This window comes from Streptomyces sp. 3211.6, from assembly GCF_003634815.1.
GTDB lineage: Bacteria > Actinomycetota > Actinomycetes > Streptomycetales > Streptomycetaceae > Streptomyces > Streptomyces katrae_A.
In genome coordinates this window covers 4971550-4984164 of the sequence record NZ_RBXC01000001.1, presented here as the reverse complement: position 1 = coordinate 4984164, position 12615 = coordinate 4971550, and the positions used below count along the sequence as shown (strand labels likewise).

General features: G+C 74.1%; 12 protein-coding genes and 1 pseudogene. 8 read left to right on the top strand and 5 right to left on the bottom strand.

Annotation, left to right across the window (positions count from 1 at the left end):
• Positions 1–188 precede the first annotated feature (188 nt).
• On the top strand, positions 189–3407 hold the full coding sequence (locus BX286_RS23180; protein WP_121016212.1) for a tetratricopeptide repeat protein: 3219 nt from the start codon (positions 189–191) through the stop codon (positions 3405–3407).
• Between the two features lie 404 nt (positions 3408–3811).
• Here the strand turns inward: BX286_RS23180 and BX286_RS23175 are convergent, their stop codons facing one another.
• The gene (locus tag BX286_RS23175) at positions 3812–4051 is read right to left on the bottom strand and encodes a hypothetical protein (protein ID WP_079429480.1); all 240 of its coding nucleotides are present in this window, start codon (positions 4049–4051) and stop codon (positions 3812–3814) included.
• Positions 4052–4053: 2 nt separating this feature from the next.
• Positions 4054–4935: a mycothiol conjugate amidase Mca gene (gene mca / locus BX286_RS23170; RefSeq protein WP_079429479.1), complete on the bottom strand. Its 882-nt coding sequence runs from the start codon at positions 4933–4935 to the stop codon at positions 4054–4056.
• A 106-nt stretch (positions 4936–5041) separates the two neighbouring features.
• Here mca and BX286_RS23165 point away from each other — a divergent pair, with 106 nt between their 5' ends.
• The 3 genes from BX286_RS23165 to greA all read left to right on the top strand — a co-directional run bounded on the left by BX286_RS23165 (position 5042) and on the right by greA (position 6704).
• Positions 5042–5455, top strand: a complete 414-nt coding sequence (locus tag BX286_RS23165; protein WP_079429478.1) for a DUF4307 domain-containing protein — start codon at positions 5042–5044, stop codon at positions 5453–5455.
• A 129-nt stretch (positions 5456–5584) separates the two neighbouring features.
• On the top strand, positions 5585–6094 hold the full coding sequence (locus tag BX286_RS23160) for a cupin domain-containing protein (RefSeq protein ID WP_079429477.1): 510 nt from the start codon (positions 5585–5587) through the stop codon (positions 6092–6094).
• Between the two features lie 109 nt (positions 6095–6203).
• Positions 6204–6704: a transcription elongation factor GreA gene (gene greA, locus BX286_RS23155; RefSeq protein WP_079429476.1), complete on the top strand. Its 501-nt coding sequence runs from the start codon at positions 6204–6206 to the stop codon at positions 6702–6704.
• A gap of 82 nt (positions 6705–6786) precedes the next feature.
• On the opposite strand, the pseudogene BX286_RS23150 reads toward greA, so the two are convergent.
• Positions 6787–7245, bottom strand: a pseudogene (locus BX286_RS23150) (ABC transporter permease); the annotation flags it as partial.
• A 16-nt stretch (positions 7246–7261) separates the two neighbouring features.
• A complete protein-coding gene (ilvA, locus tag BX286_RS23145) occupies positions 7262–8491 on the bottom strand; it encodes a threonine ammonia-lyase (protein ID WP_100863006.1) in 1230 nt (409 codons plus the stop codon).
• A 237-nt stretch (positions 8492–8728) separates the two neighbouring features.
• On the opposite strand from ilvA, the gene BX286_RS23140 reads away from it, so the two are divergent.
• The 3 genes from BX286_RS23140 (at position 8729) to BX286_RS23130 (ending at position 10008) form a co-directional block, all read left to right on the top strand.
• Positions 8729–9250: a MarR family winged helix-turn-helix transcriptional regulator gene (locus BX286_RS23140; protein WP_079429474.1), complete on the top strand. Its 522-nt coding sequence runs from the start codon at positions 8729–8731 to the stop codon at positions 9248–9250.
• 69 nt (positions 9251–9319) lie between these two features.
• A complete protein-coding gene (locus BX286_RS23135) occupies positions 9320–9760 on the top strand; it encodes a sigma factor-like helix-turn-helix DNA-binding protein (protein ID WP_121016211.1) in 441 nt (146 codons plus the stop codon).
• Complete coding sequence (locus BX286_RS23130) at positions 9757–10008, top strand: hypothetical protein (RefSeq protein WP_121016210.1); 252 nt, start codon at positions 9757–9759, stop codon at positions 10006–10008. The genes BX286_RS23135 and BX286_RS23130 overlap by 4 nt, the downstream gene beginning before the upstream one ends.
• A 24-nt stretch (positions 10009–10032) precedes the next feature.
• Here BX286_RS23130 and BX286_RS23125 read toward each other — a convergent pair whose 3' ends face one another.
• Positions 10033–11190 (bottom strand): cystathionine gamma-synthase, encoded by a 1158-nt coding sequence (locus tag BX286_RS23125; protein ID WP_121016209.1) that lies wholly within the window; start codon positions 11188–11190, stop codon positions 10033–10035.
• 144 nt (positions 11191–11334) lie between these two features.
• On the opposite strand from BX286_RS23125, the gene BX286_RS23120 reads away from it, so the two are divergent.
• Positions 11335–12447: a hypothetical protein gene (locus BX286_RS23120; RefSeq protein WP_079429472.1), complete on the top strand. Its 1113-nt coding sequence runs from the start codon at positions 11335–11337 to the stop codon at positions 12445–12447.
• Positions 12448–12615 lie beyond the last annotated feature (168 nt).

Below are 12615 nucleotides of genomic sequence, written 5' to 3'. Positions count from 1 at the left end.
CCGGCGGGCCGTTCAGCCTGTGAGCCAGCGCCCCGGACGCCGACCACCCCGAGCGGCGCGTACATATATGCACGCCGATGGTCGTTCGTGGCCCAACTCCCTCTGATCTAGCTCAGATTGACTCGCGCTGCGGACCGTCCCGCAGGACACTTGGCGCACGTTTGCGGAGCTCTGCGAGGAGGATGCCGATGCGGGACAGCCATCGTGTCGAGGCCGAGCGGGTGCTGGCCCGGGCCGTGCAGGAGGAGGTCCGGCGGGCGGGGGGCGGGGTGGATGCGGAGGTGTTGCTCGGGCGGGGGCGGGAGGCGCTCGACGGGCTGGCCGCGGTGGCGGGCGAGGAGTACGCCGCCTACGTGGCCGCGCTGGACGAGGCCGCCGCCGGGGAGCAGTCGTTCGGGGAGGCCTTCCGGCGGGCCGGCAGCGGGACGGCCCTGCTGGTGACGGCCGTCGCCTCGGCGGCCGCCGCCGGGGCGGACGTGGCCTTCGGGGTCGACGCCGGTACGGCGCTCAGTGCGGGCATCGTGGCGGGCGTGGCGGGGGCGGTGACGGCGGCGGTGCGGGTGGCGGCCGTGCACGTGCCGGCCGCGAACCGGCGGGCCGGGGCGGCGGGGCGCCCGGGCGGGCCGGAGCAGTTGAGGCTGAAGTGGCTGACGGCGTTGGAGGTGCGGGGGATCCGGCCCTTCCTGGCGCAGGAGCGGGCCGTGGCCGCGGCGGGTTCGGCGAGCGCCACGGGCCCCGGCCCGGCGGCGCGGGGGGCGGTGCCGTCGCAGTTGCGCGGGGCCGACCGGAGTGCCGAGGCGCGGCGGCGGAGCATGCTGGAGCAGTCGTTCGGGCAGCTGCCGGACGCCGATGCCCTGTTCACGGGGCGGCGGGCGGAGCTGGCGCGGATCGCCCAGTGGGTGCGGACGGCGCGGGCCAGCACCGAGACCCGGCCGGTGGTGGTCGTGCTGCACGGGGAGCCGGGGGTGGGGCGGACGGCGCTGGCGCTGCGGGCGGCGCACGGGCTGCGGGACCAGTTCCGCGGGGCGTGCGTGGTGGACCTGCGGGGCGGCACCGCCCCCGGTGAGGCTCCGCTGTCGACGCGGGAGGCGCTGCTGCACCTGCTGAACCGGCTCGGGGCCCCGCGTGAGCAGCTGCTGTTCCGGGAGGGGGCGTCGGCCGAGCAGCAGGTGCGCCGGCTCGGGGAGCTGTACCACCAGCACCTCCAGGGGCTGCCCGTGACGGTGGTGCTGGACGACGCGGTGGACCCCGAGCAGGTGCGGGCGCTGGTGCCGGAGCGGTCCGAGAGCCTGGTGCTGGTCACGGCCCGGGAGCCGCTGGAGCTGCCCGCGGACCTGGGGGCCTGGGTGCACCAGCTGCCGGTGGTGCGGCTGGCGGAGCCGGAGGCGGCCGAGGTGCTGCGGGCCGGGGCCCGCGCGGCGGGTGAGGCGGCGCCGGGGCCGGCGGCGGAGGCGGGGCTGCTGGAACTGGCGGCGGGGCTGCCGCTGGCGCTGCGCGTGCTGGCCCCGCTCGGGGCGGCGCGGGCCTCGGACGGCGGCGGGGACGGGGGCGGGGAGGGGGCGCTGGAGCGGGCCCTGGAGCTGGCCTACGTGCGCCTGCCCGAGGAACGGCGCCGGCTGCTGCGCCGGCTCACCCTCGCCGGGCGGGCCTCACTGGGCGCGGCGGCGGCCGCGGCGCTGGCGGACACGGAACGGGTGGAGGCCGGGCGGCTGCTGGGCGAGCTGGCGCGGGCCGGCCTGCTGGACCTCGTACGCGGGGAGCGGTTCCGGATGCACGACGCGGTGCGCGCGTACGCGGCGGCGCGGCTGGCGGCGGACGAGGACCGGGCGGAGGCGGCGGCCGCGCACGAACGGCTGATCCGGGACTACGCGCGGCTGGCGGACTCGGTGATCCGGATGGTCGACGGGAAGATGTCGACGCGGGCGGACCGTTTCGGGAGCCACGGGTTCCCCTCGCTGGACGCGGCGCTGCGCTGGCTGGACGACGAGTCGAGCTTCATCACGGCGGCGCTGCGGCAGTCGGAGGGAGTGGACCAGCAGGCGGTGCTGGACCTGCTGGGGGCGCTGTGCGACTTCTGCCTGCTGCGCGGGGACCTCTACCGGCTGGGTGAGATCAACGAGCTGACGCGGGCGGTGGACCAGGGCCGGCTGAACCGTTCGGTGCAGTGGCGCACGGGCATCGCGGCGCGGCAGCTCGGCGAGCTGGACAAGTCGCGGACGACGCTGACCTCGCTGGTGGACCAGTACAAGGAGGCCCGGCAGGAGGCGGGCGCGGCGATGGCCCTGCTGTCGCTGGGCATCACCTTGCACCACCAGGGGAACCTTCCGGAGGCGGCGGCCCGGATCCGGGAGGCGCTGGCGCTGCAGGGGCCGGAGGAGCTGGCGGGCGACCGGGCGTGGTCGCTGCACGCGCTGGGGGCGGTCGAGCGGGACCGGGGGCACCTGGCGGAGGCGGTGGCGTTGCTGGAGCGGTCCCTGGCGCTGCACCGGGAGAGCGAGAGCGTGCACGGGGAGGCCTGGGCGCACTTCCAGCTGGGGCAGGTGCACGTGCGGGTGGGTGACGTGTCGCGGGCGGAGGAGGAGCTGCTGCTGGCCCTCGGCCTGTACGGGCGGACGCGCGACGACCGGGGCGAGGCGTGGGCGCTGACCCAGCTGGGGCGGGCCCGGGTGATCGCCGGGGATCCGGGGACGGCGCTGGAGCGGCTTCGGGACGCGCTGGCCCGGCACCGGCTGGCGGAGGACGCGCGCGGTGAGGCGTGGACGTTGTACTACCTGGGGCAGGCGCTGGAGGAGGACGGCGGGATCGACCGGGCGGTGCGGGAGCTGGAGCGGGCCCGGACGATGTTCTCGCGGATGCGGGACGTGTACGGGCTGGCGCACGCGCGCTACCACTCGGGGCGGGTGACGCGGGACCAGCGGGCGGCGCGCACGGGGAACCTGCGCAACTCGGGTTTCGCACGGCAGCTGCTGGTGGACGCGCGGGCGGACTTCCGGCGCATCGGGCTGGCCCACGGGGAGGCCTGGGCGTGTCTGGAGCTGGCGGTGGTGGACGCGGGGAACGGGCGGGTGCCGCAGGCGCTGGCGCTGTGCGGTGAGGCGGCGGGGCTGTTCGGGGCGTACGGGGACCGGCGCGGGGAGGACTGGGCCCGTTTCCTGCGCTGCACCCTGCTGCCCTACGCGGGCTCGCCGGCCGGGGCGCGGGAGGCCGCGGCGGAGCTGGCCGCGCTGGCGAAGGCCGGGCACGGGCTGCGGGGGGACCGGCTGGAGGAGTGCTTGGAGGCGTACGGGGCGGTCCTGGCGCGCGGGGTGGACCCGGCGGAGGGCTGGCAGGCCTGGCGCCTGGGGCTGGTCCCGGACCTGCGTGCCCGGGAGGTAATGGGCGTCCCGCTGCCGACCCCGTCGGCGTAAGCTCCCGCCCCTGCGACCGGCCCAGCCCCGCCCGCACCAGGCACCGAGCACCGCTCACGGGGGCGGCCGCCGCTCACCGGCGAGAGCACCGCTCGCGGGGGCGGCCACCGCTCGCCAGGGCGTCCGCCGCTCACCGGCCTGAGGGCCGCCGGGCGGCCACCGCTCATCCGCGCGAGCACCACTCGCGGGCGTGAGCACCACTCGCGGGCCTGAGCACCACTCGCGGGCCTGAGCACCACTCGCGGACCTGAGCACCACTCGCGGACCTGAGCACCGCTCCTTAGCGTGAGCACCGCTCCTCGACCCGAGCGGCGCTCGCCGGGGGGGAGCGCTGGTCTCGGCGCGCGGGAGCGCCCGCTCCGCCGGGGGTGCCGGCGGAGCGGGCGCTCACCCGTCGTGCGGGATCAGCCCTTGGAGCCCTCGGCGGACGCGGCCGGGGCCGCCGCCGCGCCGGCCGGTTCCGGGGCTTCCTCGAAGTTCACCCGGCCCATGTGCTTGCTCATCGACTTCATCAGGCCCCACACGCCGAGGGCGAGGGCCGCGAACACGATGAACCCGAGGAGCCCCGGGGTCACCTTGTTCTTGTCGAAGGTGTCGGCGGCCAGCGGAACGAGCTGGGTGACTGCTGCCTGCATAGCGCTCATGGCTAAGCATTCTCCCGGATGCCCGCGAAGAGGTCGGACTCGGGGAGGGAGGTGTCGACGAGCGACTTCGCCAGCTCGTACTCCTCCGTGGGCCAGACCTCCTTCTGGATCTCCATCGGGACGCGGAACCAGCCGCCGTCCGGGTCGATCTGCGTGGCGTGCGCGATGAGGGCCTTGTCACGGATCTCGAAGAAGTCCGCGCACGGCACGTGCGTGGTCAGGGTCCGCTCCTTGCGCTCGAACTCCTTCCACCGCTCCAGCCACTCGCCGTAGGGGGACTCCAGGCCGCGCGCGAGCAGCGCCTCGTGCAGCGCGATGGTGCGCGGCTTGTTGAAGCCCTGGTTGTAGTAGAGCTTCTGCGGCTGGTACGGGGCGCCGTACTCGGCCTCGGGGAACTTGTCGGTGTCGGCCGCGCCGTCGAAGGCCACCATCGTGATCTTGTGGGTCATGATGTGGTCGGGGTGCGGGTAGCCGCCATTCTCGTCGTACGTGGTGATGACCTGCGGCTTGAAGGCGCGGATCTTCTTCACCAGCTCGCCGGCGGCCTCCTCCACGTCCGCGAGGGCGAAGCAGCCCTCGGGCAGCGGCGGCAGCGGGTCGCCCTCGGGCAGGCCGGAGTCCACGTAGCCGAGCCATTCCTGCTCGATGCCGAGGATCTCGCGCGCCTCGTCCATCTCCTTGGCGCGGACCTCGTGGATGTTCTCCTCGATGTACTTGTCGCCCTGGAGCTTGGGGTTCAGCACGGAACCGCGCTCACCGCCGGTGCAGGTCACCACCAGGACGGGCACGCCCTCGGAAACGTACTTGGCCATCGTGGCCGCGCCCTTGCTCGACTCGTCGTCGGGGTGGGCGTGCACGGCCATCAGTCGAAGCTGCTCGGTCAAGACAGGATCCTCTGTGATTCGGCGCGACGGTCAACCTCTATATTGACCGAATCGGGGGACGGAAAATTCCTGGGTGCCTCACCCTCCCCAGCGAGAGGAATCGATCATGAGCGCGGTGCGCGAAGGGCTCCCGGAAGGCCGTTACGGCCGGTCGGCGGACGAGCGTGCGGACCGGAAGCTCAAGGTCGTGGGGTCGGTGCTCGGTGTCGGGCTGCTGGCCGTCGTCGGGTGGATCGGCTGGGACTACGTCGGCGGGCAGAGCGTCAGCGCCGAGGTGATCAAGTTCCAGATCGTCTCCGACTCCGAGGTGAAGGTGCACCTGGAGGTCCGCAAGGACGCCTCCGTCACCGGCGTCTGCACCCTCGATTCGCAGGACCAGGACCACGGCGAGGTAGGCCGGGCGGACTTCACGTTCCCACAGAAGGCGGCGCGCGTGGACGAGGTGGTCACGCTGAAGACCACGGGCCGGGCCACGATGGTCGAGCTGGTCGGCTGCCAGGAGGCGGGCACCGCCCGCTGAACCCGTCCGGGGCACTTCGAGCGCCCGGAGAGCTGACGAAGCCCCGCCGGGGGGTGTGCACGGCAGGCCGCGGGCGGGGTAGGGACTGGGGTGTTCCGCATCCGCGCACCAGGAGCCCCAGGAGCCGACGTGTCACTGTTCATCCCGGATTTCGACGACTCGGTGGTCGTCCGTGCCGCCGACGCGGAGGAGATCCACTACGGGCCCGACTCCTCCCTGCGGCTGCTGGCTGACAGCTCCACGGGCGGCGGGTTCCTGTCCACCATGCGCGTGAGCCTACGGGCGGGCTCCGACGGGGCCCGCCCGCACCACCACGGCCGCTCCGCCGAGATGTTCTACATGATCGACGGGACGGCCCAGCTGCTGTCCGGCGACAAGGTGGTCACCGCCGAGGCCGGCGATCTGGTCATCGTGCCGCCGGGGCAGCAGCACGCCTTCGCCGCCGCACCCGGGGAGAGCGCCGAGATGCTGGTGGTCATCACCCCGGGGGTGGAGCGATTCGAGTACTTCCGCCACCTGGAGCGCATCCGGTACGGGAAGGTGCCGCCGGAGAGCCTGCTGGAGGTCCAGGACCTGTACGACACGTACTTCGGGACCAGCACCGTCTGGGAGGACGCGCGCACCCTCCGGGGGCAATGACACACTTCATACACATCGTGTCCTCCCCCTTTTCTTCCCGAATTGTTAGGCTCGTGGTTTCGCCCGCCGCTGGCGGCTATGTAGTCCCCTGTACCGACGAGGAGCACCCGTGACCCAGACGAGCGAGAGCGTCACCTGGCTGACCCAGGCGGCGTACGACCAGCTGAAGGCCGAGCTGGACTACCTCTCTGGTCCCGCACGCACGGAGATCGCCATGAAGATCGCGGCTGCCCGCGAGGAGGGCGACCTGCGCGAGAACGGCGGCTACCACGCGGCCAAGGAGGAGCAGGGCAAGCAGGAGCTGCGCGTCCGCCAGCTCACCCAGCTCCTGGAGAACGCGAAGGTCGGCACCGCGCCGACGACGGCCGAGGGAGAGGTGGCCCCGGGCATGCTCGTGACCATCGCGTTCGACGGCGACGAGGACGACACGCTCGAGTTCCTGCTGGCCTCCCGCGAGTACGCCTCCGACGACTTCGAGACCTACTCCCCGCAGTCCCCGCTGGGCGCGGGCGTCATGGGCAAGAAGGTCGGCGAGGACGCCCAGTACGAGCTCCCGAACGGCAAGAAGGCCACCGTGAAGGTCATGGCCGTCAAGCCCTTCAACGGCTGACCGGCCCCTTTACCAGGACGTACGCGAGCCCCCGCCGGACCTGTTCCGGCGGGGGCTCGCGCGCGTCCGGGTGCGCCCGGGCTCAGGCGGTGGCGGAGCGGTACTTGCGGACCGCGAGGGTGCGGAAGACCACGATGATCAGCAGCGACCACAGGACCGACGCGAGGACCGGGTGCTGCATCGGCCAGGCCGCCGGCACGGGGTAGCCCTCGGGGAGGTTGCCGAAGAGCTCGCGGGCCGCCTGGACGGTGGCGCTGAAGGGGTTCCACTCCGCGATGTGCCGCAGGAAGGCCGGCATGTTCTCGGAGGGGACGAAGGCGTTCGAGATGAAGGTCAGCGGGAAGAGCCAGATCAGCCCGCCCGAGGTGGCGGCCTCCGGGGTGCGCACCGACAGGCCGATCAGGGCGCCGATCCAGGAGAAGGCGTAGCCGAGCAGGAGCAGCAGGGCGAAGCCGGCGAGGACCTTGCCGATGTTCTCGTGGGTGCGCCAGCCGACGATCAGGGCGACGACGGCGAGGACGACCACGGTCAGGGCGGTCTCTGGCGTTTCCTCGTCCTCAGCCCATCACCCGGTACCCCGCGCCGTGCAGCGTGCGGGCCACCTCCCTGCAGTGCTCGGGCCCCTTCGTCTCCAGGTGCAGCTCCACCTCCACCTCGGTGAGCCCGAGCCTCGGGTCGGTCCGGACGTGGCTGACGTCCAGCACGTTCGCGTCCACCGTCGACAGCACCCCCAGCAGCCCCGCCAGCGCCCCCGGCGCGTCCGCCACCCGCAGCCGCAGCGACAGGTAGCGGCCCGCCGCCGCCATGCCGTGCCGCAGGATCCGCTGGAGCAGCAGCGGGTCGACGTTGCCGCCGGACAGCACGGCCACCACCGGCCCGCCCGCGTACCGCCCGGGCTCGCTCAGCAGCGCCGCCACCGGGGCGCAGCCGGCCGGCTCCACCACCAGCTTGGCCCGCTCCAGGCACAGCAGCAGGGCGCTGGACAGGGCGTCCTCCGACACCGTGTGCACGTCGTCCAGCAGCTCCCCGATGATCGCGAACGGGACGTCGCCGGGCCGGCCGACCTTGATCCCGTCCGCCATCGTGACCGGGCGGTCGACGGACACCGGGTGACCCGCCTGGAGGGAGGGCGGGTACGCGGCCGCGCCCGCCGCCTGCACGCCGATCACCTTCACGTCCGGGCGCAGCGCCTTGACCGCCACCGCGACGCCCGCGGCCAGGCCGCCGCCGCCGACCCCGACGAGGATGGTGCGCACCTCGGGGCACTGCTCCAGGATCTCCAGTCCGACGGTGCCCTGGCCGGCGATGATGTCGCGGTGGTCGAAGGGGTGGATGAACACCGCCCCGGTGCGGTCCGCGTACTCCTGGGCGGCGGCCAGGGTCTCGTCGACGACCTGCCCCTCCAGGCGCACCTCGGCCCCGTACTCCTGGGTCGCGGCCACCTTGGGCAGCGGGGCGCCGACCGGCATGAACACCGTGGAGCGGACCCCGAGCAGGGAGGAGGCCAGCGCCACGCCCTGGGCGTGGTTTCCGGCACTCGCGGCGACGACCCCGGCGGCGCGCTGTTCGGGGCGCAGGCCCGCGATGCGCACGTACGCGCCGCGCAGCTTGAAGGAGCCGGTGCGCTGGAGGTTCTCGCACTTGAAGTGGACCGGGGCGCCCACGAGGGAGGTGAGGTGCCGGCTGCCCTCCATCGGGGTCACCCGGGAGACCCCGGACAGCATCTTCTGAGCCCCCCGGACGTCGTCGAGGATCACCTGGGGGACGGGCTGCACGCGGTAGTTCATGCGGCCAGTCTCGCAGCCCGCGGGGGCTCCGGCGCAGGGATGGACGGGGCGTCCGCGCGGTCTCCGGGCGGGCCCGGGGCGGCCGCCGGGAGGGGGGCGAAATCCCGCCATGCGGGACGTGTCGGGGGCGGTCGCGCGGATGGGTCGTATCAGTTGTCAAACGCGGCGTACGAGCCGCCGCACGGCCGCGTACTCTGTCCCCCATCCTTGTCGGCCCCACGCGAAGAGAGCCACGGCATGCCCTCCATCCCGGCCAGTTCCGACCTGCCCACGGCGGCCGAAGCGCCCGCCGGATCCGGACTCCTCGACGCGCTCCAGCACCAGGTGGCCGTCTTCGCCCGCCGTGCCGAGCAGACCCGTCTCGGCGGGATCGGCCAGGCCCGCAACTCCATGGACCGCGCCGCGTACCTGTTGCTGAACCGGCTCGACCTCGAAGGCCCGATGGGCGTCAAGGCGCTGGCGGGCGGGATGGGCATCGACTCCTCCACCGTCACCCGGCAGGTGGCCCCGCTGGTCGACGGCGGGCTGGTCAAGCGGACCTCGCACCCCGAGGACGGCCGGGCCGTGGTCCTCGCGCTGTCCCCGCGCGGGCTGGCCCGGCTGGAGGAGGTCCGTTCCTCGCGGCGCGAGCTGATGGCCAGGGTGACCGAGGGCTGGGCGGAGGAGGAGCGCGAGGTGTTCACACGGCTGCTGACCCGCTTCAACGGCTCGCTGTCGGAGCTGATGTCCGCCGCCTCCGAGGGCGGCCCCGCCTCCTGAACCGGCCCGGGATCCCGCCGTGTCACACCCCTTGACCGGGGTGGTGGCGCAGGCCGCACCATGTGAGCTGTGGACCGGCGTGCGGGGCGGGACCCGGAGTTCGAGGCCTTCGTCGCGGGCGCGGCGGGGCGGCTCCTGCACGTCGCGGTCCTGCTGACGGCCGAGCCCCCGGCGCAGGCGCACGCGGCGCACCGCATCCTCGCCGGCGCGCTGGCCCGTACGTACGCGTACTGGGAACGGCTGCGCGGCGACGACCCGTACGACCACACCCGCCAGGAGGTCTGCGCCGCGTACGCGCGCACCGCGCGGCGGCTGCCGCCGGGGAGCGGGATCCTGGCGCCGCTGAGCCCGGCGCAGCGGCTGGTGCTGGTGATGCGGGTCTACGAGGGCGTCGCCGAGGAGGTCACGGCCGCTCAGCTGGGGCTGGCGCCGGAGCGGGTGGAGGCCCTGCGCAACCGTGCGGTGGCCGCCCTGCGCGAGGGGCTGCGGTCGGCGGCGGGGGCGGCATGAGCCCCTACGACCGTAAGGAATCACAGGTCAGGCAGCTGCTGGAGAGGCCGCACCCGGTGGTGCCGGCCGGTCTGGCGGCGGCCGCCGCCACCCGGGGGCGCCGGCTGCTGCGGCGGCGCCGGGCCCTGCGCCGGTTCGGCTGGGCGGTGCTGTGGACGGCGGCGGCCGCGTTCGCGGTGTGGGCGGCGCTGACGCACCCGTGGGTGGCGCCGCCCAGCAACCTCTCGCCGCCCCTGGAAGGCTGGTAGCCCCCGGGGGCGGCCGGTGGCGGACTAGCCGAGGGCCTGGGTGAGGTCCGCGATCAGGTCGTCGGCGTTCTCGATGCCGACGGACAGGCGGATCAGGTCCGCGGGGACCTCCAGGGCCGAACCGGCCACCGAGGCGTGGGTCATGCGGCCCGGGTGCTCGATCAGGGATTCGACGCCGCCCAGGGACTCGGCCAGGGTGAAGATCTTCGTGCGGCCGCAGACCGCGACGGCCTCCTCCTCGCCGCCGGCGACCTGGAAGGAGACCATGCCGCCGAAGTTGCGCATCTGCTTGGCGGCGACCTCGTGGCCCGGGTGCTCGGGCAGGCCCGGGTAGAGGACCTTGGTGACCTTCGGGTGGCGCTGGAGCACCTCCACGATCTTCGCGGCGTTCTCGGCGTGCCGGTCCATGCGCACGGCCAGGGTCTTGATGCCGCGCAGCACCACCCAGGAGTCGAACGGCCCGGCCACGGCGCCCATGGCGTTCTGGTGGTAGGCGAGTTCCTCGCCAAGGGCCTCGTCCGCCGTGACGAGGGCGCCGCCGACCACGTCGGAGTGGCCGCCCATGTACTTGGTCAGCGAGTGCACGACGACGTCGGCGCCGAGTGCGAGGGGCTGCTGGAGGTAGGGGGAGGCGAAGGTGTTGTCGACGACGAGCTTGGCGCCGGCCGTGCGGGCGATGTCCGCGACCACCGCGATGTCGGTGATGCCCAGCAGCGGGTTCGAGGGGGTCTCGACCCAGATGAGCTTGGTCTTCGGGGTGATCGCGGCGCGCACGGAGGCGGCGTCGGAGGTGTCGGCGACCGACCACTCCACGCCCCAGCGGGAGACGACCTTCGCGAAGAGGCGGAAGGTGCCGCCGTAGGCGTCGTTGGGGATGACCACGTGGTCGCCCGGGGCGAGCAGGGTGCGCAGCAGGCAGTCCTCTGCGGCGAGCCCGGACGCGAAGGCCAGGCCGCGGCGGCCGCCTTCGAGCGCGGCCAGGTTCTCCTCCAGCGCGGTGCGGGTGGGGTTGCCGCTGCGGCTGTACTCGTATCCGCCGCGCAGGCCGCCCACACCGTCCTGCTTGTAGGTGGACACCTGGTAGATCGGGGGTACGACCGCACCGGTCTGCGGGTCCGCCGTGTTGCCCGCGTGGATCGCGTGGGTCTCGAAGCTCTGGTGCTCGTGGCTGTCGTCGCTCATGGGGCAGATGCTATGCCGTGCGCGGCCCGTGGTCCTCTCCTGGCCTGACGCCGCCGTGATCCCGCGCTGACCCGGCCGGGGAGCGCGCGCCGGGATCGGTCACGCATTCGCGTTCGCCCCGCCGGGTCTGGTTCGCTGGGAGACATGCAGATGATCTGGGTCCTGATGATGCTGGTGCTGGCCGGCGTCATGATCTATCGGTTCGTACGGGTCCGCCGCGGCGGCGGCCTGCGCCTGGTGTCGCCCGGCAGCCCCGACGCCGCCGACCCCGCCGACTACGGGTTCGTGCGGCAGGAGGAGCTCGACGTCCGGGTGCCCGGGCCCGACCCGGATTTGATGGACGCCCTGGGGAACGTCCAGCGCGGCGGCGGGTGGCAGGCCGCATCCGCCCTGCTCGCCGGGACCCCGAAGGACGGCGAGCAGCGCTGGCAGCGGGTGCAGGCCTTCGGCGGGGCGGCGGCGCTGGACCTCGTACGGCGGCCCGGGGCCGGGGCGCCGTGGCTGAAGGCGTGGCGGCTGGAGGCCGAGAAGGACGCGGGCGGCGCGCAGGTGCACGCGGAGCTGCTGGTGCAGCAGGCCTGGCGGTCCTCCGGCGGGGTGGGCGCGCAGGACCACCGGATCATCCTGGAGGAGGCGCGGGAGGCCTGCCGCAGGGCGGCGCTGCTGTCGCCGGGCGACCCGGTGCCGTTCATCACGGAGCTGGCGGTCGCGCGGGGACTGGCCTACTCGGAGGCCGAGTTCGACGCGCTGTGGGCGAAGGTGCTCGACGTGGCGCCCGCGCACATGGGCGCGCACCTGGCGGCACTGCACTACTGGTGCGAGAAGTGGCACGGCTCGCGGGAGAAGGCCGCCGCCTTCGCCGAGGCGGCCGCGGCCCGCGCCCCGCACGGGTCGCTGCTGGCGGCGCTGCCGCTGTTCTCCGTGTACGAGAACCTCCCCGACCAGCTGCTGGTGAACGACTTCGGGCGTACGGCGGTCGTCTCGCGGGCGGTGGACGGGGCCCTGTTCGCGGTGCACCAGGCGCGGGCGGACGATCCGATGCTGGCGCACGTGCGGCACCTGCTGCTGTGGTTCCTGGTGCGGATGGAGCGCTGGGCGGAGGCGATGGAGCAGGTGCGGCACGTGGACGGCTATGTGGGCGCGCTGCCGTGGTCGGTGTCCGAGGACCCGGCGCACGCGTACGCGCTGGTCCGGGCGCTGGCGGTGGCCGGGTACGAGGCGAACGGCGGCTCTCCGGCCACGCTGCCGCACCACTGACCTGTGGCCCGGGGGCGGGGGCGGCCGCCCCGGGCCGCGCCCCGCCGGGCGGCCCCTGCCCAGCGGGCGGCCCGTACCCTCCGGTGCCCCCCGCTCCCGCCCGTCCGCCCCGGGACGTAAGGTGCGCGTAAACATCGCACAAACTGCGCGTCAAAGACCGCACCATCC

Excerpts from the sequence above, each read along its gene's own strand:
- BX286_RS23120 (WP_079429472.1), top strand. The coding sequence starts at position 11,335 with ATGCAGATGATCTGGGTCCTGATGATGCTGGTGCTGGCCGGCGTCATG.
- BX286_RS23125 (WP_121016209.1), bottom strand. The coding sequence starts at position 11,190 with ATGAGCGACGACAGCCACGAGCACCAGAGCTTCGAGACCCACGCGATC.
- BX286_RS23180 (WP_121016212.1), top strand. The coding sequence starts at position 189 with ATGCGGGACAGCCATCGTGTCGAGGCCGAGCGGGTGCTGGCCCGGGCC.
- BX286_RS23175 (WP_079429480.1), bottom strand. The coding sequence starts at position 4,051 with ATGAGCGCTATGCAGGCAGCAGTCACCCAGCTCGTTCCGCTGGCCGCC.
- BX286_RS23140 (WP_079429474.1), top strand. The coding sequence starts at position 8,729 with ATGCCCTCCATCCCGGCCAGTTCCGACCTGCCCACGGCGGCCGAAGCG.
- ilvA (WP_100863006.1), bottom strand. The coding sequence starts at position 8,491 with ATGAACTACCGCGTGCAGCCCGTCCCCCAGGTGATCCTCGACGACGTC.
- BX286_RS23130 (WP_121016210.1), top strand. The coding sequence starts at position 9,757 with ATGAGCCCCTACGACCGTAAGGAATCACAGGTCAGGCAGCTGCTGGAG.
- BX286_RS23165 (WP_079429478.1), top strand. The coding sequence starts at position 5,042 with ATGAGCGCGGTGCGCGAAGGGCTCCCGGAAGGCCGTTACGGCCGGTCG.